Origin of the sequence: Paraglaciecola sp., from assembly GCF_039964565.1 — a bacterium.
GTDB lineage: Bacteria > Pseudomonadota > Gammaproteobacteria > Enterobacterales > Alteromonadaceae > Paraglaciecola.
In genome coordinates this window covers 53,874-80,492 of record NZ_JBDVXF010000039.1, presented here as the reverse complement: position 1 = coordinate 80,492, position 26,619 = coordinate 53,874, and the positions used below count along the sequence as shown (strand labels likewise).

Genomic DNA, 26,619 nt, shown 5'->3' with positions numbered 1-26,619 from the left:
GATTCCAAGGTCTTCTTTTGCCGATTCAAATTTTACCCGCTAGATTAGCCAACCAGATAGCCGCTGGAGAAGTAGTTGAACGCCCAGCATCTGTAGTCAAAGAGCTAGTGGAAAATAGCTTAGATTCAGGGGCAAACTCGATAGAAATAGATATCGAAAAAGGCGGACATAAGCGCATTTTGATCAGAGACAACGGTAGCGGTATCGTACATGAAGAACTCGCCTTAGCACTAAGTCGCCATGCCACCAGTAAAATAACTAAGCTAGATGATTTAGAAGCCATCTGTAGTTTGGGGTTTCGTGGTGAGGCGCTGGCCAGTATTAGTTCAGTGGCGCGATTAAGTCTCAGCTCTAAACCAGCAGACCAATCCCAAGCTTGGCAAGCCCATTGTGAGGGTCGCGATATGCAAGTACAGCTCAATCCAGTTGCGCACCCTGACGGTACCAGTGTTGATGTCGTCGATCTGTTTTTCAACACGCCCGCAAGACGCAAGTTTTTACGCACTGAAAAGACTGAATTTGCGCATATAGACGAAATCGTCAGGCGTATTGCGTTGTCGCGTTTTGATGTGAGCTTTAAACTTAAACATAATGGTAAATTACTCCGTAAATACCCCGCTGTGAAAACACCAGAATTGCAGTTAAAGCGAATTGCCGCAATCTGCGGTAAAGACTTTGCTGAGCAGTGCATTGAGTTAAATAGTCAATACCAGCAATTTGAATTACATGGCTGGTTGGCACAACCCAACCACGCGAAAGCCCACAGTGAGTTTCAATATTTCTATGTGAATGGTCGTATGATGCGTGACAAGCTAATCAATCACGCGGTTCGCCAAGCGTTTGAAGGACTTATAGCTAGCGACCTAACCCCAACGTATGTATTGTATTTGACCCTCGAGCCCAGCCAAGTTGATGTAAATGTGCACCCTGCAAAACATGAAGTCAGATTTCATCAAGCAAGACTAGTGCATGATTTTATATACAGAGCATTGACGGACTCCTTGAATCAATTTTTTCAACAGGGACAGCAGCAGGAAAGCCAAGAAGTAACGGTATTGCCTCACGCTGAGCCAAAGCACGATTATATCGTGCCATTGCAAAGCCAGCCTTCTAAACCCAAAGTAGACGAAGAAGCCTCAGGTTACAGTGAATCTAATGTTAAACCAGCTAACTATGCTAATACAGTGGTAAGCAAAGCGAAATCTGATTACTTAGTCAACGCTTCACCAGTAGTAAGTCAGGCAACAAAAAATTATCAACAGCTAATGACAGTGTCAGCCGCTGGGCAATCAGAAAACGTTTCAGACTATGCTGGGCAATGGTTGCAGGTGGCAGCAAACAAGATATTGGTGAAGCTTGAGCCAAATTTTTTTCTAGTGGAATTAAATGCTTTGCGACAAAGTGTGATGTGTAAGCGTTATGCGGACGCAATGCCTGTTAGTCAACCTTTGTTAATGCCTATTTCCATTGCTTCTTCTGCTAAGTTGCAGATCCAAGCGAAAGCGCTATATCAACCTCTTTTGGAAAATAGTGTAGAAATAGGATGGACGCCCAATAGAATTATTTTGAGAAAAGTGCCGGCCGGATTAAGACAGTTGTGTTGGATAGAATGTTTGGAAGAAATTTTATCTTGTGAACAAACAGAGACCATTAAAGTACGTGAACACTTGCTAACCTGTATAGCTTCGACAAGAAATGTTGATTCTTCCCAACCGCAGGAATTGTGGCAACAATTTATGAGTTCAACCACTAACCTACAACAAGATATTGCGCAAATAGGCAAACCAGTGGAATTAGAAAAGTGGCTTGATACCTATGAATGACGTCAACACATATAAAAATGAATCCTTTCCCACGGCATTATTTTTGATGGGGCCCACCGCGTCTGGAAAAACGGACTTAGCTATTGAACTATGCGAAAACCTTCCTTGTGAAATAATTAGTGTTGATTCTGCATTGATATACCGAGGCATGGACATAGGTACGGCTAAGCCAAGTGCAGTTGAGCTGCAAAAGGCACCTCATAAATTAATTGATATTTTAGATCCTGCGCAGAGCTACTCTGTTGCTGAATTTCGAAGAGATGCTCTTTTGGCTATGCAAGAGAGCACAGCCAAAGGCAAAATACCATTGCTAGTCGGTGGTACTATGATGTATTACAAAGCCTTAATTGATGGGCTTTCACCGTTACCAGAGTCTGATCAAGGTGTCAGGCGAGCAATAGAAAAACAAGCCGAAACATCGGGTTGGGATGTACTACACCAACAATTGGCGCAAATCGATCCAACGTCTGCAAAACGAATTCACCCCAATGATCCACAACGTTTGATCAGAGCCTTAGAAGTTTATCTTCTAACAAATCGCTCAATGACAGACTTGATGAAAACTAAGTCCGCCCCCATACCGTATAACATCAAGCAGTTTTGTATCGCTCCGCAAGATCGCAAAGTATTGCATCAGCGTATTGCTCAACGATTCCAAAGCATGATCGATAACGGTTTTCAGGCTGAAGTTGAAAAGTTAAAGGGCCGAAGTGATCTACATGCAGATTTGCCCTCTATAAGATGTGTAGGGTATCGGCAAATGTGGCAGTACTTAGATGGGGAATTCGATTTTGATGAAATGCGAGAAAAATCTATCGCCGCTACAAGACAACTAGCGAAAAGACAGTTGACTTGGCTACGAGGATGGGAAAATATTAACCCGTTGGACACGTTTTCGACTGACAATCTGTCGAAAGTCATTAAACTGAGTCAACTTCAATCCTAAAGCGGTCTATACAGCTATATGAATTTCTGTATAATCCCGATTTAGGGTAAATTTATAATAATAAAAAGGATAAATCATGGCAAAAGGGCAATCATTACAAGACCCGTTCCTCAATGCGCTGCGAAAAGAGCGTATTCCTGTGTCTATTTACCTTGTAAACGGTATTAAATTACAGGGACAAGTAGAGTCGTTCGATCAATTTGTAATTTTACTCAAAAATACCGTAAGCCAAATGGTTTATAAACATGCAATCTCAACCGTTGTTCCATCACGTGCTATTCCTATGCCTACTGCTGGTCAGACGGAAGCTGACGAAAACTAGATGGTTTTAGGAGATTGGCTTGTTTGACCGTTATGCAGCAGGTGAGCAAGCTGTTTTAGTACATGTTGATTTTGCTGATGAAAATAGCAAAGAAGATTTATTAGAATTACAATTACTAGTGTCGTCCGCTGGTGTAAACGCAGTAGACGTTGTCACCGGCACTCGTCAAGCGCCTCAAGCCCGCTATTTTGTTGGTAGTGGTAAGGCTGAAGAAATTGCCAATGCAGTCAGAGCCCAGCAAGCTGACGTGGTAATTTTTAATCATAGTTTATCCCCTTCCCAAGAACGTAATCTAGAACAACTTTGTAAATGTCGGGTGCTCGATCGCACTGGACTAATTTTAGATATTTTCGCGCAACGAGCACGTACTCATGAAGGAAAGTTACAAGTTGAACTAGCGCAGCTTAGACATATAAGTACTCGCTTGATTCGAGGCTGGACTCACTTAGATAAACAAAAAGGTGGAATAGGTCTGCGCGGTCCAGGCGAAAGTCAACTTGAAACCGATAGACGACTATTAAGAGAGAGAATCAAAGCGATTTTACGGCGCCTCGCTAAAGTACAAAAACAGCGAGAGCAAGGCCGTCGTTCTAGAGTGAGAGCTGAAATTCCAACTATTTCACTAGTAGGCTATACCAACGCGGGTAAATCAACGCTATTTAATACTATGACGCAGTCAGCAGTGTATGCAGCAGATCAACTTTTTGCGACTTTGGATCCCACACTCAGAAAAATTCAGTTACAAGATGTTGGCTCAGCTATTCTTGCCGATACGGTTGGTTTTATTAGACACCTGCCCCATGATCTTATTGCGGCCTTTAAAGCAACACTGCAGGAAACTCAACAAGCGAACCTACTGCTACACGTTGTCGACTATTCTGATGAGCAATTTCAAGAGAACATTGGGCAAGTAGATGAAGTATTGGAAGAAATAGAAGCTGATGATATCCAACAGTTAATAGTCTGTAATAAAATTGACCGCATGGATGGTGTGAATGCAAAAATAGATCGTGATGAATCTGGAATGCCAATTCGCGTCTGGATATCTGCTCAGCAAGGAATAGGAATTGATTTATTACACGCAGCAATTACTGAATGTTTATCAAAAAACATGGTACAACATAGTTTGTCTATCCCTCCGCAAAAAAGTAATTTGCGGGGTGTATTTTTTGAAATGAATTGTATTGCTTCACAAGACTACGCCGACAACGGAAATTGGTTAGTCGAGGTACGAATGGAGCAAAGCGACTGGAACAGACTTATAAAACGTATCGACGCAGACTTAGAGTCGTATATAGTGAAACATTAGCGAAACCTAACAGATCAAAAACTTTAAAATGCACGTATTGGTCCTAGACCTTATTTATTGAATTAACTAGTTGGAGAGAAATGATGGCTTGGAATGAGCCCGGTGGAAACAATAATGATCCTTGGAAAAACAAGGGCGGCCGAGATCAAGGCCCACCTGATTTAGACGAGGTATTCAAAAACTTGATGAATAAATTTGGCAAGTTTGGTGGTGGTAACAACAGCGGTTCATCAGGCGGTAAAAGCCTTGGTGGAATTGGCATGGCGGTTATTATTGGCATAATAGTCATTGGCTGGGTGTTTAGTGGTTTCTACACTATTCGTGAAGCCGAACGCGGCGTAGTGTTGCGTTTTGGTGAATTTAGTCACTTTGTCGATCCAGGCTTACGCTGGAAACCCACTTTTGTGGATACCGTCAAACCTGTTGATGTACAGACTATCCGCTCTATGCCTTCATCTGGTTCAATGCTAACTGAAGACGAAAACGTAGTACGTGTAGAAATGGAAGTTCAGTACCGCATCCTCGAACCATACAAATACAGTTTTGCTGTGACCAGTCCAGAAGAAAGTTTGAGCCAAGCTTTTGATAGCGCCATTCGTTATGTAGTGGGTCATTCGAAAATGGATGACGTATTAACTAGCGGCCGTGAAGACGCTAGACAAGCAGTGCGTGATGAATTAACCGGTATTATCGAATCCTACGATATGGGTATCTCTATCGTTGATATGAACTTCAAGGATGCAAGACCACCAGAGGAAGTAAAAGAAGCATTTGATGACGCCATTGCAGCGCAAGAAGATGAACAACGCTTTATCAATGAAGCTGAGGCTTACTCTAGAGAAATCGAGCCTCGTGCCCGCGGTCAAGTTAATCGAATGGCGCAAGAAGCGCAAGCTTATAAAGAACGTGTAACATTGGAAGCCCAAGGTGAAATAGCGCGTTTTGAAGAATTATTACCGCAATACAAAGCAGCGCCAGAGGTAACACGTAGCCGGATCTACATTGAATCTATGGAAGAAGTATACGGCAATACCAGTAAAATTTTGGTCGATACACAAGGCACTGGAAACATGATGTACTTACCTTTGGATAAAATATTGAGTAGCCAATCGGGACCAACTATTCCTGCAAACATTAGAAGTACAATTGAAGGATTGAGGAATCAAGACAATGATACCCAGGCGGTTAGCTCCAATTCCAGAAGCAGTCGTACTAGCGGCGTTCGAAGTGGGAGAAACTAAGCGATGAAAAATTTTATTGCACTAATAATCGTAGCCTTAGGCTTACTTATCTTTGGATCGTTGTTTGTTGTTGAAGAAGGCAACAAAGCCATAGTTATCCAATTTGGTAAGGTACAAAGAGATAGCGATACTGGCGACACCAAAGTTTTCGAGCCCGGTTTACATTTAAAACTGCCGTTTTTTGATCGCGTAGTTAGCCTTGATGCTCGTATTCAAACTTTGGATGAGGTGCCGGATCGTTTTGTCACTTCAGAGAAAAAGGATTTGATTGTCGACTTGTATGTTAAGTGGAGAATTGAAGATTTTGCCAAGTACTACTTGGCTACCGGCGGTATCAAAGCCAGCGCTGAAATACTGTTACAACAAAAAGTAAATAATGGACTTCGATCTGAATTTGGTACTCGTACTATTCAGCAAATTGTTTCTGGTGAGCGTTCAGAATTGATGGACGAAGCAATGGAGCAAGCTGCTACAAGTTCAGATGAGTTAGGTATAAGAATTGTTGACGTACGTGTTAAACAAATCAATTTGCCGCTAGAAGTGCGTAACTTTATTTTCGAGCGTATGCGCACAGAGCGTGAAGCTGTAGCTAGGGAGCATCGCTCTGAAGGTAAAGAAAAAGCCGAAATTATCAAAGCAGACATTGATGCCAAAATAACGGTAATGTTAGCCGATGCAGAGCGAAACTTGCGTAAACTCAAAGGTGAAGGTGATGCTCAAGCAGCGCAAATTTATGCAGAAACCTACACGAAAGATCCTGAGTTTTATAGCTTTTTGCGCAGCATGGACGCCTATAAGAAAAGTTTCAGCAGCAAACAAGATGTCTTGGTGGTTGAACCCGACAGTGACTTCTTCCGCTATATGAAGGGCCAAAAAGGCAGTAAATAATGCCTAATTGGTAAAGCAAATGGAAAAAGCGCCAACAGGCGCTTTTTTTGTGCTTACATCGTTTGTCATTTAAGACAGTGGTATTAATAGCAAGCCTTGCAACTCAGGGCGATTTCCCACACTATAAAATATACATCTGCCACAACAACCTAACCAAGGTAATATTAATGAAGTTTTTAGCTGGTTTTATGACCTTTATGGTCGCCCTTTTACATATAGGTATAATGGTGTTGGAGATGTTTTTTTGGAATCACCCCGTGGGGCAAAAAATATTCTCAATGTCGGCCGAAGTAGCCAAGTCCTCTGAAGTACTCGCCATGAATCAAGGTTTGTATAATAGTTTTTTAGGGTTTGGCCTACTTTGGGCATTAATAAGCGGTAATCAAAGCCTAAAGGTATTCCTACTTATATGCATCACTATTGCCGGTATTTTTGGTGGCCTCACCGCTAAAACAAGCATCTTATTTGTGCAAGCATTGCCTGGGTTTATAACACTCTTATTGGTACTAAAATCTAGGAGACGCCAAGCTGGCGAAGCTAGACTGTTTTCGTAATTTAAGACTATCTACAATATCTGTAAAAAAGGCTACTAAAGTAGCCTTTTTGTCTCTCTAAAATAGTCTCTCGGCTAGCTCTGATATCAATCTAACAGCCAAACAAAAACAACTGATATTCGATTATTATTCTAATCCAAAATCCGCTTTTAGTTTACTGATCCTATCGATAGACTTTTGTAGTTTCATCTCCCTTTGCCCAAGTTTACGTTTAGCAAGGAATGACTCTTCTGCTAACAACAAGGTTTCTATGTAATTTAGGTAAATATCTTCATTTTCCATCTCATCAGTTATCGCACGATCGTATAACGTTATCGCCTCAGCATAGTTTTTCTCAGCTACTAATATTTGCGCTAACGTATCCAATGCAGCAGCGTTGTCGGGTTTAAGTTCAACGGCTTTTTCGCCATAGCTTTTGGCCTTTTGAAGGTCACCATTTTGCAAATGCAAATAGGCTAAATTATTGTTTGCAATGTAGTTATTCGGATTTTGTTGCAGTGCCACTTCATAAGTTAACATGGCTTCCGTTACATCATCACCTATCTGCCTTTCCGCCAATAACATTTTCGCGGCTAAGTCATTCGGGTGCTGCTCGACATGTTGGCTAAGTAAATCAATGCTTTTTGCAGGTTGCTGCAAGGTTTCATAGGTAAAAACTAGCAACATGAGATTTTTAATATTTGGCATAGAATTATAGGCAATTAGTGCGTTCTCTAAAGCCAATTCTGGTTGTTTATTATTCAATTGAAATCGCGCCAAGAAACCTTTAGAAATTGGCAACTCAAGTAAATCTTCTGGTAATTGATCATAAGCGGTTTGTGCTGCAGAGTAATCGCCTTGCATGATTAAGAAGTGAGTATTCAACAATTGCATCTGAACGTCGTCACGATTGTTAAGGAAACCCTGAGTTAATTTCGCGCCTTCTTCAAACTTGTTTTGACTATCGAGTAGCAGCAGTTTTCCAACTACTGCATCTTTGTCATTCGGCGATTTTTGTAACCACGCGTCATAATGCTGAGTCGCTGGACGTAACTGATTAGTTTTAATTAAACTTTGGCCGAGTGTTTTCCAATAGGATTTGGGTAAGTTTTTCTGACCTTTGACTTCACTTAATAACTCTATAGCTTTCAGGTGATTAGACTCAACGACTTGAACTCTAGCCAATAGTAACCTTGTAGTTAAATTTGTTGGATCGCTTTTGAAGGCAGCTTGGATTTTTTCAATTCCAGATGACTGTTTATTTTGTTGTTTGCTGACCAAATAATAGGTTGCTAAAGCAGATGGACTATTAGGATATTCAACTAACAAATCCTCTAGTAGCGAGTTTGCCTGCTGCAGATTCTCTTGGGCTAGCGCCAAATTCACCAGAGCTAGCTTAGGAGAAGGACTCGTTTTGTCCAAAGCTGATGCTTTTTCAAATTCCGCTTTCGCTTCATTAAATTTCTGTTGCCTTGTATAAACATCCCCCGCCAACAGATAGGGTTTTGCATCATTGGGGCTGGTACCTTTCCAATTGCTAGCCAAATCTAACGCTTTGTCATATTGTTTAGTCACTATATAAGCTTTTGCTAGCGTGGCTTGCGCACTCTCCAACTCGGGTGATTTATTGACTGCCTCTTCTAAATTAACTATGCCATCTAGATTATTGAGTGAAAGTTGCAGCAATCCTAGACGGGTCAAATCTTCAGCGGTGCGACTAATGTCTGTAGATTTTTCAATAAATGCTTTGGCTTCTTTTTCGTATCCACCACGTAACAATTCATAACTGGCCTTAGAAAACAAAGGTGCGTCTTCATCAGAAAGAGTATCCAATCGATTTAATACATCCCCGACCTCAGAAGTGAGCCCTAATTGCAATTGGCTAGCGGCCAGTAATCTCAAGCCTGGATGATTATCTGGTAATAATGCAGCAATATATGTCAAATGCCGGTTGGCGCTATCATAATCTTGCAATTGATACGCTGAATAACCAGCAATCAGGCGAATAGACGGTTCTTCAACATTTGCATTAATGGCAATTTCAGCGCGCTTTAAGGCGTTGGCATAGTCACCTTTTTGGGCATATGTCGCAGCTTTAAGTTGGTTTAAAAGAGGATTAAGGTCATTGACTAACAATAGCTCATCTAAATAGGGATCAGCCGCTGCTAGGTCGCCTATATCGACTAATAACTTGGCTAAAACAAAGGTTGTTTGTAAGTCCTCTGGGTAAAACTGCACATAGTCTTTGTAAATCTCAGCGGCTTCTTTAGGTTTATTAAGCGACAATTTTAACTGTGCTAATAATTTCAGAACTTCAGCGTTCTGAGGAGCTTGTTCCCGAAGTTTCGAAACTTCGGTAGCGGCGACTTCATATTCTTGATCAAGCACCAACGAATACGCTGCAGTTAAGCCCTTAAAAACAGAACTGGTTTCTAATTCAGATAATTCTTCAATCAATATACGAGCATCATCAAGCTTATTTAAGCGCGCCAAAGAGACGACTTTAAAATAACCAATCTCTGCTCGCTCGACTGATGTTAAACCACCTTCAGAATGTTCCAATTTACTGATAGCAGAGTAGGCCCCCGTGCGCTGATAAGCTTGGGTAATGAGAGGCAATACCTTTGACGCTTCATAGCCATATTCTAAAGCACGATTCAGCTCTTTTTCCGCACTTTCAAACTGTTTTTGTTGCATATAAAGTTGCCCAAGTTCAAATCTAGCCTGCGCAGACCTAGGCTCTAATTGCACTGCATTTTTCAACGCAACAATAGCAGCCGCGGGATCATTTTCAGCAATGTACTGTTTAGCTTCCGTTATATATTCGTCACTTGTTTGTTTTCCGCAACTCGATAACGTACCTAATGCAACAGCGGCCAAAGCATATTTTAATTGCGTTGAATAAAAGCCTTTCATGTAGATTATTCCTTGTGTTACTTCATGTGTTTATATAATGACATGTGTCTTAATCTTATGCGACTAGCACTATTAGTTTTATTAAAATGACGCTAATTATTGGGTTTGTGGTGCACTTACAACGTTGAATAGCGCATCCCATTGCGCATCTAGTTTTGCTTGCGCAGAACTAATAGGAAAAGCGGTATATTGACCTGCATTTGAATGAACGATACCAAACCGTTCTAATTTCCCCAAAGCGTCAAAAATTTCAAAATCAATTGGGAAATCAAATTTATCTTCAAACCATTTTTCTATTTTTGTATCTAGTTGCTCACTAGTCATCGGTTTACCTTCAGACAAGAGAAAATAGTAAGCTAAGATAGCCTCTTTGCACTCTTCTTCTTCAGCGGCGTCAATAAGATGGTGAAATACCCCCGAGTTATTATCTAGATTTTTGAAATACAGGTTATCCGCTAAGGCTTTCATAAAACGTAACTTGCGGTTTTTAAACTTACTCCACTCTTTGAAAACGAAACCACCTAAAACGCCCGCCCCAACCCCTAGAGCAAGCAATTCTTGAGTAGTAATAGTCACCTCTTTATTGGTCAATCCAAACCAATAACTCAAAATACCCGCTAGCACTAATAAAGAAGCTCCAAGCTTTGTGACTAAAACAACCGCTCCTCCAACCAAAGCCGAACCTCCTATTATCGCCTTATCAATAGTCCGCATTCGCACCTGACTATTGGGAAACAACATTTCCAGATCCGCCTTAGGTACATTTTGAAATAGTTTAATGATCGTGGAGCCCGGTTCAAAATTTGCGATTCTGGTTTTCTTATATTTGAAATAATTTTCATCCTTAAACTTTATATACACTGCTACTTTGTCGTAATTGGTAAAAGTAATGGTTTTCTTAAATAATCCTGCAAATTTACTCATTGTTTCTGATTGTTGATATTCACCACGCCGATAAAAAACCACATCTTCAAAATCTTCAAATTCAACCGCTAGCCTGACCTTAAACAACGACTCTTCTTGCAAAGCTTCTTGTAAGTCTTGATCTGTAACCTGTTCAAAGTTGGCGGCGTTTAGAACCTGAATAAATCTCTCGCTAAAATGTGCCTGTTTGCTTTCCAAAACATTAGCGTTTAACTGAGTTACTGCTAAAGTGTCGGAATTTGGATCGAAAGGTGCGTAACTATCTTTTAGTTCCTCGAGGACTTGATGGTATTCAAAATGCAAAGTACTGACGATTAGATGGCAAAGCGCTGTAAACTCTCCTTGTTGCTCACAAGTCAATCGACCCTCTTCTATGCAAGCCTGAATTAAATCTGTTTTTCGCAAAGGGATAAATCGATCTTTCTTGATACTGGGTTTCATAGTTGCCTTTTGTTGTATTGATAAAACTATTTTTAATTTAAAAAATCACCAAATGAATAAATTAGTCGACACATGTTAATCACAAGACGCAACTAAATGACATATTTGCAACATCGTTGACAATAAACCACAAAGTACTGCACCCCAAAATGACATTTTCTAAAAATAATGCAATTAAACAAAGCATTACATGGAGTAAATGCTGAAAATCGAATATAATTTGACCTTTGAAACCGTGCCGGCTTCGCCTTAAATAATTGTTTTACTGATTTTAGAAATTGTATTACCGATTCAAATAACGCTGTGCCTGCCTGTACCCTGGGAAAATTGATGACAACCACCACATCTGAAATAACATTTAGAGATTTAAACCTACCCGAAGAACTGCTGCAAGCATTAGAAAAAGTCGGCTATGAAAAACCAACCCCTATTCAAGCACAGTGTATTCCACTCATTATTGACGGCCACGATTTATTGGGCACCGCACAAACAGGAACCGGAAAAACTGCTGCTTTTGCTTTGCCTATGTTGGCAAACATTGATCCTGACGTCAAAAACACTCAATTATTGGTTCTCGCTCCAACAAGAGAATTAGCGATACAGGTAGCAGAAGCCTTCCAAGTTTATGCCAGTTTCTCTAAGAAAATTAACGTACTGCCTATTTATGGCGGTTCTTCCTACGACAACCAAATCCGTCAATTAAGACGCGGTACACAGGTAGTTGTTGGGACACCTGGACGCGTTATAGATCATATTAAGAAAGGCACATTAAAGCTTGATAACCTGAAGTTTTTAGTACTTGATGAAGCTGATGAAATGTTGCGAATGGGTTTTATTGACGACGTAGAATGGATACTCAGTCATGCTCCAAAAGAGCGACAAACAGCTTTGTTTTCTGCGACTATGCCCGACCCAATTCGTAAAATAACTAAACGATATCTAAATGATCCTAAGTCGGTCAAAATTGAATCTAAAGTAACTACTGCTAGCACAATCCGCCAACGTTATGTTCAAGTTGCTGGGCACCATAAAATGGAAGCCCTAACACGGATAATGGAAGTGGAAACCTTTGATGGTGTAATCATCTTTGTACGAACCAAAACCGCCACAATGGAATTAGCTGAAAAATTGTCGGCCCGTGGTTATGCTGTTGAACCGCTTAACGGTGATATACCGCAAAATTCTCGTGAACGTACTGTTGATCGTTTGAAGAAAGGCAAAATTGATATTCTGGTCGCTACCGATGTAGTAGCCCGAGGACTTGATGTTGAGCGAGTCAGTCACGTGATTAACTTTGACGTGCCTTACGATACTGAGTCTTATGTTCACCGTATCGGCCGTACCGGTCGTGCTGGTCGCCAAGGTGATGCGATCTTATTTATCTCACACCGTGAAAAGCGCATGTTATTTTCTATTGAACGCGCAACACGACAATCTATTGATGCGATGACTATTCCATCCATCTCAGAGTTAAACGAAACACGTTTATCTCGTTTCAAAAATAGTGTCATAGAAGCAATAGGTGACTCAACTATTGAAACACTCATTCCTATCGTTGAATCAATTCAAGAAGAAACTGACGCAGCGCCAGAAGTCATAATGGCTGCATTAGCGAAAATAGCACAGGGAGACGAACCTCTAATTCTCAGAGAAAGTGACCGACCTGATTTAAATGCAAGACCACCTAGAAATGATCGTTCTGATAGAAACGACAGAGGCCCGAGAGAGCGAGGCGGTCGTAATGAGCGTGGCGGAGATCGTGCTAGACGTGAACGTAAGTCTGGACCTCCTAGTGAAGGCATGCAACGTTATCGTATTGAAGTCGGGCATACTCATGGAGCTAAACCAGGCAATATAGTAGGGGCGATCGCTAACGAAGCCAATATCAGCAGTAAGAACATTGGCTCGATTGAAATCTATGATAATTTCAGCACAGTCGACTTACCCAAAGATATGCCTAAGGCTACGCACGACACGCTTCAAAGAACCCGCGTTGCTGGTCGAAGTTTAGGAATGCGCGAATGGTCAGATCAACCACCGAAAAAACGTGGTAATCCGGCGAACCGTGGCTAATCCAAGTTGCTAATATTATTAAGGGGCTATTAAGCCCCTTTTTTTATAATTTTTTTCAAGTAGAAAACCCCCTTTAATAACTATATGGAATATTAATTTAGTTTTAAATGGTTTTCACATCTATTGAAGCAGGGCAAACTGGCGCCTTCATTTTATCGAGTACTGAATCATGCAATATTTCCCGATCTTTTTAGACACCACAGACATAAACTGTTTGGTAGTGGGCGCAGGAGAAGTCGCCGCACGTAAAGTGGAATTACTGTTAAAAACATCTGCAGATATTACTGTTGTTGCACCTTGGGTCTGCGACACCTTACTTAAATTTGCGAAACAAGAGAAAATCCAACTCATTGTCAGGCCATATAATGAATCAGATCTGAGCGACAAACAGATGGTGTTCGTAGCTACCGATAACAGTGAATTAAATGTACAGGTTCACGATCAAGCTCGAGCACAAAAAATCTTAGTTAATGTGGTAGACAATACCCCACTTTGCCAATTTATCACTCCTTCAATTATTGATCGCTCACCTATCATTATTGCAATGAGTAGCGGTGGTGTAGCGCCGGTTTTACTGCGATATTTACGGCAAAAACTCGAATCTGTTATCCCTCAGAAAATCAGTTTACTAGGGCAGTTTTCTGAAAAATTCAGAGAATCCGTCAAAAAGCGTTTCAAATCAGTCACTGAACGACGTTATTTTTGGGAAGATGTTTTGGACGGTGACATAGCTGAAAATGTATTGCAAGGTAACCCTCAACTCGCCGAAAAGACGTTTTTAGAAAAATTGAACTCCGATCAAGCGAGCAAAACAGTTGGAGAAGTATATTTAGTGGGTGCAGGTCCAGGAGACCCAGATTTATTGACATTTAGAGCATTGCGCCTAATGCAAAAAGCCGATGTGGTTGTTTATGATCGTCTGGTTTCCCCAGAAATACTTGAGCTGGTTAGACGAGATGCTGAAAAAATTTACGTTGGTAAAGCAAAAAGTAAACACACCGTACCTCAAAATGAAATTAATGAATTACTCGCAAAAGAAGCGATGGCGGGCAATCGCGTGGTACGACTAAAAGGTGGTGACCCCTTCATTTTTGGCCGAGGTGGTGAAGAGCTTGAAACCCTAATCGAATATGGTGTTAACTTTCAAGTCGTTCCAGGAATCACCGCTGCCAGTGGCGCAGCTAGTTATGCTGGCATACCGCTGACCCATAGAGATCATGCCAAATCAGTGGTTTTTGCCACAGGTCACTTACAGGACAACAGTATCAACCTAAACTGGAAAGGTTTAGCCCAACCAGACCAAACCATAGTGTTTTATATGGGCTTAACAGGGTTACCTATTATTTGTGAACAATTAGTCGCTCATGGATTGGCGCAAGATACTCCTATCGCCATGGTGCAATCTGCTACAACTTCGCAGCAGAAAGTCGTTACAGGCACCTTAGAGAATATTCAGCAATTGGCAGAGTCTGCCGGCATTACACCACCAGCGTTAATTATTGTAGGCTCAGTGGTGAGTTTGCAACAAAAGTTGAATTGGTACAAAAAACAAGCATAACCCAATCAGTTTAGCGAATGTCTCACTATATTTAGAGCGAGCAGATGCGTCGCCAACTATGTCCAATACCAATCCGTTATCGTGTGTTGAGTAAGAGAATGTAAAACGATGCCTAACGACATCGGCATCAATATCACTAGTTAATTGCTCGAATAAAATAGAAAGGTCGACAGAAAATTAACAGTTATTAAGAGCATCAACTGTAAACAGTTTTGCACTGTTTTCTACTTTTACTGCACCTGATATTCCACAAGAGTTGTCGCCGCCGTTAGCTGTCTATATACTCCACCGAATATTGAATGGGCCCATAAAAAATCCATTTAGAATCTTAATTTCCAACCAATTTGGAGCTGCATATGTTGTTTGACGGTAACTTAGTCACAGAATCCCCCACTCGTCAAAAAATCCGTGATTTTTATCGAATAGATGAAAATCTAGCCGTTGAACATATTCTGCCCGATGCAGAAGTGAATATGCGCGCACGTAGCCGAGCTTGGGAACGGGCACGCAAAATGGTTTTGCAAATTCGCCGCGACCAAGAAGGCACTGGCGTGGTGGAAGCATTGCTTAATGAATATTCGCTGTCGTCTTCCGAAGGCGTAGTTTTGATGTGTTTGGCCGAAGCCTTATTGAGAGTGCCTGACAAGAAAACCCAAGATAAATTGATAAGTGACAAGTTGTCGAAAGGTCAATGGAGCTCACATTTGGGCAACAGCGAATCTCTGTTCGTGAATGCTTCTTCGTGGGGGTTGTTGCTAACTGGAGGTTTAGTTAATTATGCCAATCAACGTAATCAATTTGGCATTCTTAAGAAAACCCTAGGAAAAGTGGGTGAGCCTGTTATTCGAAAGGCGATGAATATCGCCATGAAAGTGATGGGACAACAATTCGTAATGGGAGAAACCATCGAAGATGCGGTGCAACGTGCCGAGGATAAAGAGCGCAAAGGTTATGTGTATTCTTATGACATGTTAGGTGAAGGAGCCAGAACCCAGAAAGATGCCGACGAGTATTTTGATGCATACGCACAGGCAATTAAAGTCATAGGTAAAGCTGCGCAAGGTAAGGGCCCTAGAAAAAGCCCAGGCATTTCAGTTAAGTTGTCAGCCATTCACCCCCGCTATGAATTTACTCATAGAGAAAGAGTTATGGCAGAAATTCCTCCCAAGTTGAAACTACTATGTTTACTTGCAAAGGAATATAACATCGGCTTGACCGTTGATGCAGAAGAATCAGAGCGTTTAGACATTTCCTTGGATATTATTGAACAAGTCTTTAGTGACCCTGATTTAGTAGGATGGGACGGTTTTGGTTTAGCGGTACAGTCTTATCAAAAACGTGCCATGTATGTCATCGACTGGTTACGAGAATTAACTCAGAAAGTAGGTCGCAAGCTAATGGTTAGGCTTGTTAAAGGTGCGTATTGGGACACAGAGATAAAAAATGCCCAAAAAGAGGGTTTAGAACACTTTCCGGTATTTACCCGTAAGTCATCTACCGATGTCTCGTATCATGCTTGCGCCAACCGTTTATTAGACTACCGAGATACTATCTATCCGCAGTTTGCGACTCATAACGCCTACACCGCCGCAGTTATAGTTGAACTGGCTGGTGATGACAAAGAAGGTTTTGAGTTCCAATGTCTGCATGGCATGGGTGACAGTTTATATGACCAAATCGTTTCCTTGGAAAATATCCAATGTCGTATATACGCGCCAGTAGGAGAGCATGAAGATCTATTAGCCTATCTAGTGCGCCGCTTACTAGAAAACGGCGCTAATTCGTCTTTTGTGAATGCCATTGTTGATGAGACTAGACCTGTTGAATCTTTGCTCGAAGATCCAGTAGAAAAAACTCAAAGGTTAAAATTTAAATATAACGATCAAATCCAAAAGCCCATTGCTTTATACGGAGCCGAAAGGAACAACTCCAAAGGACTTGATGTGACCGACATCAATCAAATTACCCCGTTAAAAGCCGCGTTAGAACGCTGGTTTGAAGACAATTTACTGAGTCAGGAACGAGTACCTGAGGGATGTTTTGCAGTACGCAATCCAGCCAAATTGGATGAAATAATTGGTTATCATCGTTTCGATACTCAGCAACAAATGACTGATAAACTCACTATTGCCCACGACACTTTTAGTACATGGTCAACTACCCCTATTGAAGAAAGAGCGAATTTACTGCGGCGCACTGCGGATATCTTAGAACGTAATATTGATGAACTCATTGCGCTTTGTATTAAAGAAGCTGGCAAAGTGACATCAGACGCAGTGGATGAAGTCCGCGAAGCAGTAGACTTTTGTCGCTACTACGCAGCACGTGCCGAAGAGTTGGCAGATTACTCTCGCTTAGCCCCAAGGGGGGTTGTGTTATGTATTAGTCCTTGGAACTTTCCGTTAGCTATTTTCTTGGGCCAAGTCGTTGCTGCTCTAGTGACAGGCAATACCGTAATTGCGAAGCCTGCAGAACAAACCAGTCTAATTGCACTACGTGCCTTGCAGTTAATGGAATATGTAGGTTTGCCAGCAGGTGTGGTGCAATCAGTTGTTGCTGCAGGACCCGATGTAGGCGAAGTGTTGCTGCCAGATGAGCGCATCAAAGCAGTGATGTTTACAGGCTCAACTGTTACCGGAAACCTGATTGCTAATACGTTGGCGCAAAGGGGTGGAGAACAAGTACCGCTGATCGCTGAAACGGGTGGCCAAAACTGTATGATAGTCGACTCTACAGCTCTACCGGAACAAGTGGTAGACGACGTCATTGCTTCAGGTTTTCAAAGTGCCGGGCAGCGATGTTCAGCGTTACGTGTGCTGTTTTTGCAAGAAGAGATAGCTGATACAGTAACCGAAATGTTAATTGGCGCGTTACGTGAATTAAGTGTGGGCGATCCCGCATATTTAGCCACCGATATTGGCCCGGTGATTGACCAAAAAGCGCTGGCCAATTTACGGGCCCATGCTGAAGATATGCAACATAATGGCACCCTATTGTACGAGTGCAAAGTACCACAAAATAACGGGACATTTTTTGCTCCTAGACTGTATCAAATTGATGATATTTCGGTACTCAAGCGTGAAGTTTTTGGCCCTTGTGTACACATAGTGCGCTTCAAAGCCGATGATCTTGAGCAAACTGTCGAAAAAATAAATGCTACAGGATTCGGTTTAACTATGGGCATTCATACCCGTATCGATATCAGAGCCATGGACTTAATCAAACTGTCTCGCGCCGGTAACGTCTATGTCAATCGCAATATGATTGGCGCCATAGTTGGGGTGCAACCTTTTGGTGGTCGCGGATTATCTGGCACTGGACCCAAAGCCGGTGGACCACATTATTTAACCCGTCTTATGCTTGAAAAATCAACACCACGGGCGGTCAGCGAATCATTACCCAACGTAGATAAAGCCCTTGAAAGTGGCACTGAAGCGGAGCAACAAGCTATTCAATTTATGAAAAATGCATGCGCTACCGAGCACGAATGGCGTTTGACGGATTTGAATACACGTATCTCTTCGGTACGTCAATTGCTCGCGACTATTGCAAAGGTTGACATAGTTGAAGATCTTGCTGACGATTTAAACTCTACACTGGCGGCAGCCCGTTCGCAGCTGATCAGTATCGAGCGACGCCTCAAAAAACCCCAAGTATTGCCAGGACCAACCGGTGAGTCTAATGTGTTGTACTTGGAGCCTAGAGGCATTGTGGTATGTTTTGCAGATAAAAACGTTACCTTTGAATATTGGCTTTTATCTGTTGTAACCGCCTTGGCTACTGGCAACGTGGTGATTTCAGTAGTGTCTGAGCTGTTTTTTGCTGAAGCAACAGAATTTCGCGAACAGTTTTTGGCAACTGGCGCACCTAAACATGTATTTCAGGTTGCTAAGTTACATCATTTGCAATCCTTGTTAGCAGAAGAAGATCTAGCGGGTGTGGTTATAGATAGTGAAAGTGACCGCTCCAGTTATATGGTGCAGATGTTGGCTAAACGTACGGGTGCAATACTACCGGTTATCACCGCTGAATATTATGATCACTTAATACAACGTTTGTTAACTGAAAAAACCGTCAGCATTGATACCACAGCATCAGGTGGTAACACTTCATTAATGACCTTAGTGGAAGATGACGAATAAAACCGGAACAAACTTCAATCCTGCATAAAAGTAAAAAAACTGATGCAGAGTTAAAGATAGTAAAAACGCGCATTTAGCAGCTTTGCCATTTGCGCGTTTTTCACAAAAATGACCAAGTTTTGACTACCAATAACGCTCCATGGATATCTGCCCAGGTGACCGTCTAAGATGTTTAGATAAACCTAGTTCAACTAATGTTTGAGTCGCATCTTCAATCATAGCTGGATTGCCACACAACATCACGTGGCTATGCTCAGGATGAATATCTAAGCCAACTTGTTCTTGAATAGTTAGGGTTTTCAGTAATGTTGGAATACGACCCTGTAGGCCTGAAACTGGCTCTTCACGGCTCACTACAGGTACAAACCGAAATTTATCAGGATACTGTTTTAGCCATGTTTCTATTAGTGGCATATATGCTAAGTCTTGTTGAAAACGTGCACCATACACCAAAATGATATTTTCAAAGCTATGCCAAGCTTGTTCGCTTGCAAGAATCGACAGAAACGGCCCTACTCCAGTGCCTGTAGCCATTAGCCATAAATCGCGGCTTAGCGGAACTTCATCAAGCACCAAAAATCCAGTGGCTGGAGACATGATTTTTAGAGATGCCCCAATCTTTAATGTATGTAACTTAGGGGACAAAACGCCTTCGGGTACAGGCACAGCAATAATCTCTAACTCATTATCATCAGGCCCATTAACTAGTGAGTATGGGCGTGAAACTATTTTGCCATCCTGTTCAATCCCTACCTTAGTGAACTGCCCAGCCTTAAAATGAGGAAAGTCGACACACGAAAAGCGTAAGCTAAACAAATGATCATTCCAATCGGTCCTGCTTACCAATGTTGCTTCTAACCACTGCGCCATTTTTATTATCTCCATACACGTTTAAAGATATGAACCACAATATCATAAGAGTATTTTAATTAAAGTGAGAGGAGATCTATTGCATTAACCACCGCGTCCCTTTTTACATAAACATTGCACTAGATCTTTAAATTGAAGAAATAAAGGCTAGTGCCAACGCGGAAATATACAAACCCAGACCAAATACGCCATGGTTAATCAAACTATGAAGCCTGACCGAATTTGGGTTGGCAGTGCGCCTCGCCAAAACCCCTGCGCCCATTCCTGGTTGCAATATAAAAAATGGAGCCAGCACTGTGACAACACCCACTACAAGAGCGGGACCAATAGATGGATTATTGATCCAAGAGCTCCCAAAGGTAGCAACTAATAACCCTGCGTAGCCAATTCCGATTAAATAATGAGCTGCCCAACCAATAAGTTGCTCACCAGCTATAGGGCGTGAGTCAGCAATACTAACATGGCGAAATGTCCCCTTTCTCATGTAAGCGATCCATCGCCCCACCGCTCCCCAATTAGTGGGGGCGATGTTAAATAATTGCTTCCTCAGCAAGGCCCAAACATCCATCACTGCTGTTGCACCTATGCCAATTAATATTGTAAAAATTAGGGTATTCATGACGGCTCCATGATTGCTGTTGTTAGTAAAGTGATGTTAATGTACAACTTCAAGTTAACTTTAAGTCAAGGTTGTTATGGATATTTCTCAAGTAGCTAAATTATCTGGAGTGCCTGCATCAACACTGCGCTTTTATGAGGAGAAAGGGTTAATCAACTCTGTTGGTAGGCAAGGAATACGTCGTGTTTTTGGTGCGGGGATAATAGAACGTCTGGCGTTGATTTCATTGGGACGTGTAGCGGGGTTTTCGCTGCAAGAAATCGCGGGAATTTTAGGATCAGAAAAAAAACCAGAAATTGACCGTGGTTTGTTGTTGAGCAAAGCCAATGAACTAGATAAAACGATTCAAAAGTTAGTGGCAATGCGTGATGGCCTTCAACATGCCGCTGCGTGTTCGGCCCCTAGTCATTTGGAATGTCCAAAATTTAGGCGTTTAATGAATCTAGCTGCAGCCGGGGCGATTAAAGGAGAGGTTGCTAAGCAGAAAATTAAACAATAAAAAGCCAACAGCAATAAAGTGTCACCACCAAATTAACGGCCCAAAAACATGTATCAATGCTGATAATTGCAAATGATTTTAAACAACCCGTTATTTAAGCTGCTGAGCATTAAAAATATCTAGGTTTGGTGCTGCAGTAACTAAATCGCTAACTTGTGCCACAAATTTTTGCGAACTCGGTAAAGCAAAATGGGCGTCAATTGCAGCTTGATCAGCCCATTGTTCATAAAAAAACAAACGCAACGGGTTTTCAGGATCTTGATATACAGCGTGACTGATACAGCCTGTCTCTGTGCGTGACTGCGCCACATGTTTTTGAGCATATTGCAAAGCCAACGGCATATTGCCTTTTTTGATCAACAGGTCACCGGTAATAATAATCATATTGAGAATATATTGTCTTGTTTGGGTAAATCGATTAGAACATAAGGCTCGGCAAATACGGTAATTAAAATTAGTCTTAAAGGAATGTTGGTTAATGACCTTGTCGGGCATATTGCTATTCACAAAAAGTACGACATAACTACCAGTAGAAAATAGGTATAAACGAATGTTAGAACGTATTAAAAATATCGGTCCAGGTGCCTTAATTGCCGCGGCGTTTATTGGCCCAGGAACCGTTACTGCATGTACTTTAGCGGGTGCAAATTATGGCTACACTCTGCTGTGGGCCCTATTATTCGCCACCATAGCCACTATTATTTTACAAGAGATGTCAGCTCGACTAGGTTTAGTGACCCAAAAAGGATTGGGAGAAACCCTTGCTATATTGCTCAGTCAATCTGTTTGGAAATGGCCGTTATTTGCAGTCATTATTGTGGCCTTATATTTGGGCAATGCGGCTTACGAAGCAGGCAATCTTTCCGGGGCAGCCTTAGGCATTGAAGCCTTAACTGACGAGAATCGAACCCTGTATCTTTGCGCTGTTCTAGTTATTTCGCTGTTAGCGGCCATGTTATTGTGGCGTGGCTCATACAAACACATTGAACGAATTTTACTGCTATTAGTGGCACTTATGGCACTGGCATTTGTTAGTACTTTTTTATCAGTGGGGCCTGACTTAGGGGCGCTTTTTACAGGGCTTATTTCCCCCACAATTCCAGACGGTAGTTTGTTAACCGTTATTGCCCTCATCGGAACAACGGTTGTACCTTACAATCTTTTTTTACATGCCTCAGCAGCCAAAACCAAATGGGCATCGGTAGACAACTTAAGTCACGCACGAGCTGACACAGCGGCTGCCATTGGATTAGGTGGCTTAATAACCATTTTGATTGCCTCCACGGCTGCAGCCAGTATTTTTGGCAGTGGTTTGAACATTTCAGGGGCAGGTGACATGGCAAAACAACTTGAGCCACTTTTTGGCTCATTTTCAAAAATCATGCTGGGAATAGGATTTTTTGCCGCAGGTTTAAGTAGCTCAATCGCAGCACCTTTGGCTACCGCCTATGCCATGACCGAAATATTGGGAATCAAAGGCGGTACTTCTTCACCCGTTTTCAAGTGGATTGCGCTCAGTGTTATTGTCAGTGGCGCATGTTTGGCTTTAACCGGTATAAAACCTATTAGCATTATTTTAGCGGCGCAATTCGCCAACGGTTTATTATTGCCTATTATCGCCATCTTTTTGCTTGTTGTGATGAATCAGAAAAAACAATTAGGTCAGTTTACCAATAAATGGCTTGGCAATACCTTAGGGATCATAGTGGTAATGGTCACTGCAGGGCTAGGAATTCGTTTAATAATGAGCGCGACAGGAATGTTATAACTGAATTAAGCTCCGCATTCACTGTTCTGTGTTGAGAATTGCAGATTATTCTTCGGTTCCAACACCATTTGATCAATAGAAAGTAACTATTTAAATTCTCAATTTATCACGACAAGCAAGCGTTCAAAACTACTCCAAGTAGTGTCCATTTTTTTTACAGTAGATTTAAACTGACCTTCCAAAAAAAATAAATTAAACATATTAAAACAAACACTTAACTAACACGGCCTGGTTTTTGCTTTACGATGGTTCTGAAAAATTTATTACTTAAAATAGGGAAATAGGAATTGAAAAAATCTATCTTAACAATTGGAGTGGGCTTAGCACTTACCTTTAGCGGTTCTTCAATGGCAAATATTCTGTTGAGCGGTGACTTTATACAAACTCAAATAAGTGACGACGGTACACTTGGGGATGGGTCGAGTGATCCAGGTCTCGTTTACGATAGCACCGGAACAGGCACATTTAATAGCAATTATGATTACGTAGCCCCTGGGACACCATTTGAAGCTTTTGGGATTCGATATGACGGGTCGGGTTTATTAGACAATGATAACTCTCACACCGCTGGTTCGGTCGGTAGCTCTGACGATTTTGCTTTAACATCCTTAATAGATTTTAGCTCTTCATCTGTTTATGACAATCATGCCATTTGGTCAGGCGGCAATTCAGTATTGTCTATCACTCATAATTTCTTTTTTAATGATGAAGATGAACGTATCAACATTACTAGCTTAATTACCGCAAACACGGACATTACAGGCTTGTTGTTTTCTAGGGCTGTGGATCCAGATCCCGACTCTCGCGCTCATGGAACAGCTGACACTAATAACCAACGCGGTATAGATAACAATGCAGATGGCGATGCGGTTGATCCGGGCGATGTTGCGGTAGAAAACTTTGTGGGTTCTTTGGGTTCTGTTAGTGGCTCTCCGCTTGGCTTGTTTGCCGATAGTGGCTTTACACAAAATACCGGAATTTCCGGTAGTTGCTGTTCAACTATAGACCCATTGACATATCTAGGTGGCGGCAACCTTGGTGATAGCTCTATAGGTGATCACGGTATTGGTATTGCGTTCATACTTGGAGATTTACTAGCCGGCCAAAGTATTTCGGTAGACTACGCGTATGTTATGGGGGGGTCACTAGCGACTATCGATCTACCACCAACACCGGTTGTTGACGCAACTGCACCATCAACTATTAGTATTATGCTTTTGAGTTTAAGCGGTTTGTTAGCTTTCCGTAGAAAGTAAAATAATACAACTTTAGAACGTTCTCCTGTTCTCAATCTAAAAACCAGCGTTGTTCGCTGGTTTTTAGGTTTAGAACGCACTTCACACGTAAACTCAGCTATACCTTGTCATATTCAATATGATGAATGAAACGTAATGTCGACTTTAGAAATGGACTAGTACCAATTAAAAATTTGTGGGTACAACTCATTATTTGTATTTCACAACACAAAAAATCATCCTAAGATTTCGAGTAAATAAAATCGTTATTTTTTCAGATTTTCTTTTTATTCAGATAAATTCAAAGCGTTTCTAAAAACGCGTCGACAAAACGCTGAGGTGATTCGGGATCCATATTGAAATACAACGAGGGCTCAATTAACTCTATTTCTATAACAACAAATTGGTTTTTGTGTCTGACTAAATCGATGCGCGCATACAACACATCCTCTGGTAAAGCTGCTAGACAATACCTTGCAGTAGTCAACATATCTTCACTTGCTTGAATTGTTTTAAGTTGACCGCCATGCTCTTCCTGAACTCTAAAATCTCCGGCCTGTGGTTGCTTTAATATACTGTGGCTATAATGCCCCGCAAAGTAGAATAGTGAATACTCACCTTCTTTAATAATTTCGGTTAAGAAAGGTTGCAGCATAAATTTTCGACTGGCAAAAATGTCTTGCAGTTCTTCAATTTGTTGTTCAAGGCTGTCAGGAGTCAATCTATAAGTATGGTCAGCATTAGCACTGACCAAAGGTTTGATAACTACCTCGGGAGCATCAAAGTGCTCAAAACTAGCCTTTACTTCGCTTAATAAAAAGGTATCACACCAAAGAGTTGGCACAATGTTGATACCTTGGTTTTGTAAATCTTTTAAATAGCCTTTATTGATATTCCATTGCACAATTTTCAAGCTATTCTGCAGTTTTGCAGTCGAAGCTTCAATACGTTGCAAACACGCCAAAAACTGCTCGACATCCTCTTGGTAATCCCAAGTTGTACGGATCACCACCACATCATAAATATTCCAATCTATATCTGTTTTGCGCCACGACACCTCTTCTGCTACCCAGCCAGCCTTATGCAGCGGTTCAAACAACATTGAATCATAACTAAAAAAGTCATCAAGACTCTCCATTGATAAAAATGCACAACGCTTCATAAGCTTCTTCTTAGGTGAATGCTTCAATTCGCCACACTATAGTGGCATTCACTTTATTAAATCAATGCAGTCACTGAATCTTTTCTTAACATCACTAAATAGCAGACAAAAATCACACATTTTTACAAATGAACTTATGCTTCATTCTTATCGTAAGTTACTATATAGCAACTGGAAATTGTGGTTAGGGCAAGTTGACATGAAAAAGAAGTGGTTTAGAGGAATATTACCAGTAGTAATTTTGGTGATTGGTTTTAGCGGTATGAAGGTTATTAAAGCATCTGGTGAAGTAGACGAAGAAAAAGATCCCGTTGATACCCGGCCCACAGTCAAAATTGAAACTGCTATAGCGCAAGACTACCAAGTCAGAATTACAAGCTACGGTGAAGTTAAACCCTTAGAGAGTACTTTAGTTGCGGCACAAGTAGCTGGCGAAGTACTCACATGGCACCCGAATTTTGTTCCAGGTGGTTTAGTGTTGCGTGGCGACACCCTATTTACAATTGAAGCTGATACCTACGAAGCGGCACTGTTGCAAGCCGAAGCAGACCTAAGTCTCGCGAAATCCAATCTAATTGAAGAACAAGCGAGAGCAGAAGTAGCCGAGCGCGAAGCCAACGGCACTAAGGTGTCTGATTTATATTTACGTAAACCGCAAATACTCAGTGCTCAAGCAGCAGTAAAATCAGCTCAAGCAAGAATAAAAATTGCGCAGCGAGACCTAGACAACTGCACAATTAAAGCCCCTTACGATGCCTTAGTAGTTAAACGAGACTTGGGAGTGGGACAATATGTTAACCAAGGGGCACAGGTAGGTGAACTGTATAATATAGAATCAGCAGAGGTGTCATTCCCTATCGCTGGTTTTGACAGAGAGTTTTTACCTAGCGACATTACTCAAAAAGTTGCCACCATCAGCACTAAGGGTTACAACGCGATTGTGAGGGAAGGCAAGGTTTCTCGAGATTTAGGCATCATTGACCAAAGTACACGTATGAGTCAATTGGTAGTGAGAATAGAGGATCCCTACAGTTTAAAATCATCGCTACCTCCACTTAAATTTGGACATTATGTGGAGATCAGTTTCTCTGGAAAAACCCTTAATCAGGTCTACCGTTTGCCCCAAGAATTAGTCAACAACAGAATTATTTGGGTATTAGACGAAAACCAAGCAATGCAACCTAAGCGTGTCGAAATATTACGTGAAGAAGGCGCATATTTCTTAATTAGTGACGGATTACAAAACCGCGATAAATTGATTATGACCTTACCTGAGTATCCGCAAAAAGGTATGAAAGTAAAAATTGCCGAGCCGGCTAAAGATCTAGTCGTTCAGCAATCACTTTAAGG

General features: G+C 41.5%; 20 protein-coding genes. 14 read left to right on the top strand and 6 right to left on the bottom strand.

Features of this window, described 5'->3' with window-relative positions:
• The first annotated feature begins 17 nt into the window (after nucleotides 1-17).
• The 7 genes from mutL to ABJK37_RS17375 all read left to right on the top strand — a co-directional run bounded on the left by mutL (nucleotide 18) and on the right by ABJK37_RS17375 (nucleotide 7,083).
• Nucleotides 18-1,823 carry a DNA mismatch repair endonuclease MutL gene (mutL, locus tag ABJK37_RS17405; RefSeq protein ID WP_348356595.1) on the top strand — a complete coding sequence of 602 codons (1,806 nt, stop codon included), beginning with the start codon at nucleotides 18-20 and terminating at the stop codon, nucleotides 1,821-1,823.
• Nucleotides 1,816-2,769: a tRNA (adenosine(37)-N6)-dimethylallyltransferase MiaA gene (gene miaA, locus ABJK37_RS17400; RefSeq protein WP_348356593.1), complete on the top strand. Its 954-nt coding sequence runs from the start codon at nucleotides 1,816-1,818 to the stop codon at nucleotides 2,767-2,769. The genes mutL and miaA overlap by 8 nt, the downstream gene beginning before the upstream one ends.
• 76 nt (nucleotides 2,770-2,845) lie before the next feature.
• Nucleotides 2,846-3,091, top strand: coding sequence for an RNA chaperone Hfq (gene hfq / locus ABJK37_RS17395; RefSeq protein WP_215930929.1), 246 nt, complete (start codon nucleotides 2,846-2,848; stop codon nucleotides 3,089-3,091).
• 19 nt (nucleotides 3,092-3,110) lie between these two features.
• The gene (gene hflX / locus ABJK37_RS17390; RefSeq protein WP_348356590.1) at nucleotides 3,111-4,400 is read left to right on the top strand and encodes a ribosome rescue GTPase HflX; all 1,290 of its coding nucleotides are present in this window, start codon (nucleotides 3,111-3,113) and stop codon (nucleotides 4,398-4,400) included.
• A gap of 83 nt (nucleotides 4,401-4,483) precedes the next feature.
• Nucleotides 4,484-5,641, top strand: a complete 1,158-nt coding sequence (gene hflK, locus ABJK37_RS17385) for an FtsH protease activity modulator HflK (RefSeq protein WP_348356762.1) — start codon at nucleotides 4,484-4,486, stop codon at nucleotides 5,639-5,641.
• A gap of 3 nt (nucleotides 5,642-5,644) precedes the next feature.
• Nucleotides 5,645-6,529, top strand: coding sequence for a protease modulator HflC (gene hflC / locus ABJK37_RS17380; protein ID WP_348356589.1), 885 nt, complete (start codon nucleotides 5,645-5,647; stop codon nucleotides 6,527-6,529).
• 167 nt (nucleotides 6,530-6,696) lie between these two features.
• Entirely contained in the window at nucleotides 6,697-7,083 is a 387-nt protein-coding gene (locus ABJK37_RS17375; RefSeq protein WP_348356587.1) for a DUF1304 domain-containing protein, read from the top strand.
• A gap of 126 nt (nucleotides 7,084-7,209) precedes the next feature.
• Here ABJK37_RS17375 and prsT read toward each other — a convergent pair whose 3' ends face one another.
• Nucleotides 7,210-9,978 (bottom strand): XrtA/PEP-CTERM system TPR-repeat protein PrsT, encoded by a 2,769-nt coding sequence (gene prsT / locus ABJK37_RS17370; RefSeq protein WP_348356585.1) that lies wholly within the window; start codon nucleotides 9,976-9,978, stop codon nucleotides 7,210-7,212.
• A gap of 96 nt (nucleotides 9,979-10,074) precedes the next feature.
• Entirely contained in the window at nucleotides 10,075-11,331 is a 1,257-nt protein-coding gene (locus ABJK37_RS17365) for a TMEM143 family protein (RefSeq protein ID WP_348356760.1), read from the bottom strand.
• A 342-nt stretch (nucleotides 11,332-11,673) separates the two neighbouring features.
• On the opposite strand from ABJK37_RS17365, the gene ABJK37_RS17360 reads away from it, so the two are divergent.
• From ABJK37_RS17360 to putA, 3 genes are all read left to right on the top strand, one after another.
• On the top strand, nucleotides 11,674-13,416 hold the full coding sequence (locus tag ABJK37_RS17360) for a DEAD/DEAH box helicase (RefSeq protein WP_348356583.1): 1,743 nt from the start codon (nucleotides 11,674-11,676) through the stop codon (nucleotides 13,414-13,416).
• Nucleotides 13,417-13,585: 169 nt separating this feature from the next.
• A complete protein-coding gene (gene cysG, locus ABJK37_RS17355; protein ID WP_348356581.1) occupies nucleotides 13,586-14,974 on the top strand; it encodes a siroheme synthase CysG in 1,389 nt (462 codons plus the stop codon).
• 356 nt (nucleotides 14,975-15,330) lie between these two features.
• The gene (putA, locus tag ABJK37_RS17350; protein WP_348356579.1) at nucleotides 15,331-19,116 is read left to right on the top strand and encodes a bifunctional proline dehydrogenase/L-glutamate gamma-semialdehyde dehydrogenase PutA; all 3,786 of its coding nucleotides are present in this window, start codon (nucleotides 15,331-15,333) and stop codon (nucleotides 19,114-19,116) included.
• Between the two features lie 123 nt (nucleotides 19,117-19,239).
• Here the strand turns inward: putA and ABJK37_RS17345 are convergent, their stop codons facing one another.
• Complete coding sequence (locus ABJK37_RS17345) at nucleotides 19,240-19,986, bottom strand: ferredoxin--NADP reductase (RefSeq protein ID WP_348356577.1); 747 nt, start codon at nucleotides 19,984-19,986, stop codon at nucleotides 19,240-19,242.
• 127 nt (nucleotides 19,987-20,113) lie between these two features.
• Complete coding sequence (locus ABJK37_RS17340; RefSeq protein ID WP_348356575.1) at nucleotides 20,114-20,605, bottom strand: DUF2938 domain-containing protein; 492 nt, start codon at nucleotides 20,603-20,605, stop codon at nucleotides 20,114-20,116.
• Between the two features lie 76 nt (nucleotides 20,606-20,681).
• On the opposite strand from ABJK37_RS17340, the gene ABJK37_RS17335 reads away from it, so the two are divergent.
• A complete protein-coding gene (locus ABJK37_RS17335; protein ID WP_348356573.1) occupies nucleotides 20,682-21,104 on the top strand; it encodes a helix-turn-helix domain-containing protein in 423 nt (140 codons plus the stop codon).
• A gap of 90 nt (nucleotides 21,105-21,194) precedes the next feature.
• Here the strand turns inward: ABJK37_RS17335 and ABJK37_RS17330 are convergent, their stop codons facing one another.
• A complete protein-coding gene (locus ABJK37_RS17330) occupies nucleotides 21,195-21,611 on the bottom strand; it encodes a putative quinol monooxygenase (protein ID WP_348356571.1) in 417 nt (138 codons plus the stop codon).
• A gap of 43 nt (nucleotides 21,612-21,654) precedes the next feature.
• Here ABJK37_RS17330 and ABJK37_RS17325 point away from each other — a divergent pair, with 43 nt between their 5' ends.
• Together ABJK37_RS17325 and ABJK37_RS17320 are read left to right on the top strand one after the other, a co-directional pair.
• Nucleotides 21,655-22,872: an Nramp family divalent metal transporter gene (locus tag ABJK37_RS17325; RefSeq protein ID WP_348356569.1), complete on the top strand. Its 1,218-nt coding sequence runs from the start codon at nucleotides 21,655-21,657 to the stop codon at nucleotides 22,870-22,872.
• 287 nt (nucleotides 22,873-23,159) lie between these two features.
• Nucleotides 23,160-24,128 (top strand): hypothetical protein, encoded by a 969-nt coding sequence (locus ABJK37_RS17320; RefSeq protein ID WP_348356567.1) that lies wholly within the window; start codon nucleotides 23,160-23,162, stop codon nucleotides 24,126-24,128.
• A 280-nt stretch (nucleotides 24,129-24,408) separates the two neighbouring features.
• On the opposite strand, the gene ABJK37_RS17315 is transcribed toward ABJK37_RS17320, so the two are convergent.
• The gene (locus ABJK37_RS17315) at nucleotides 24,409-25,269 is read right to left on the bottom strand and encodes a hypothetical protein (protein ID WP_348356565.1); all 861 of its coding nucleotides are present in this window, start codon (nucleotides 25,267-25,269) and stop codon (nucleotides 24,409-24,411) included.
• Nucleotides 25,270-25,468: 199 nt separating this feature from the next.
• On the opposite strand from ABJK37_RS17315, the gene ABJK37_RS17310 reads away from it, so the two are divergent.
• On the top strand, nucleotides 25,469-26,617 hold the full coding sequence (locus ABJK37_RS17310; RefSeq protein ID WP_348356563.1) for an efflux RND transporter periplasmic adaptor subunit: 1,149 nt from the start codon (nucleotides 25,469-25,471) through the stop codon (nucleotides 26,615-26,617).
• Nucleotides 26,618-26,619 lie beyond the last annotated feature (2 nt).

What these genes read in the sequence shown, in the direction of transcription:
- miaA (WP_348356593.1), top strand. Translation starts at nt 1,816, where the DNA reads ATGAATGACGTCAACACATATAAAAATGAATCCTTTCCCACGGCATTA.
- hfq (WP_215930929.1), top strand. Translation starts at nt 2,846, where the DNA reads ATGGCAAAAGGGCAATCATTACAAGACCCGTTCCTCAATGCGCTGCGA.
- hflK (WP_348356762.1), top strand. Translation starts at nt 4,484, where the DNA reads ATGGCTTGGAATGAGCCCGGTGGAAACAATAATGATCCTTGGAAAAAC.
- hflC (WP_348356589.1), top strand. Translation starts at nt 5,645, where the DNA reads ATGAAAAATTTTATTGCACTAATAATCGTAGCCTTAGGCTTACTTATC.
- ABJK37_RS17375 (WP_348356587.1), top strand. Translation starts at nt 6,697, where the DNA reads ATGAAGTTTTTAGCTGGTTTTATGACCTTTATGGTCGCCCTTTTACAT.
- prsT (WP_348356585.1), bottom strand. Translation starts at nt 9,978, where the DNA reads ATGAAAGGCTTTTATTCAACGCAATTAAAATATGCTTTGGCCGCTGTT.
- ABJK37_RS17360 (WP_348356583.1), top strand. Translation starts at nt 11,674, where the DNA reads ATGACAACCACCACATCTGAAATAACATTTAGAGATTTAAACCTACCC.
- cysG (WP_348356581.1), top strand. Translation starts at nt 13,586, where the DNA reads ATGCAATATTTCCCGATCTTTTTAGACACCACAGACATAAACTGTTTG.
- putA (WP_348356579.1), top strand. Translation starts at nt 15,331, where the DNA reads ATGTTGTTTGACGGTAACTTAGTCACAGAATCCCCCACTCGTCAAAAA.
- ABJK37_RS17345 (WP_348356577.1), bottom strand. Translation starts at nt 19,986, where the DNA reads ATGGCGCAGTGGTTAGAAGCAACATTGGTAAGCAGGACCGATTGGAAT.
- ABJK37_RS17340 (WP_348356575.1), bottom strand. Translation starts at nt 20,605, where the DNA reads ATGAATACCCTAATTTTTACAATATTAATTGGCATAGGTGCAACAGCA.
- ABJK37_RS17335 (WP_348356573.1), top strand. Translation starts at nt 20,682, where the DNA reads ATGGATATTTCTCAAGTAGCTAAATTATCTGGAGTGCCTGCATCAACA.
- ABJK37_RS17325 (WP_348356569.1), top strand. Translation starts at nt 21,655, where the DNA reads ATGTTAGAACGTATTAAAAATATCGGTCCAGGTGCCTTAATTGCCGCG.
- ABJK37_RS17315 (WP_348356565.1), bottom strand. Translation starts at nt 25,269, where the DNA reads ATGAAGCGTTGTGCATTTTTATCAATGGAGAGTCTTGATGACTTTTTT.
- ABJK37_RS17310 (WP_348356563.1), top strand. Translation starts at nt 25,469, where the DNA reads ATGAAAAAGAAGTGGTTTAGAGGAATATTACCAGTAGTAATTTTGGTG.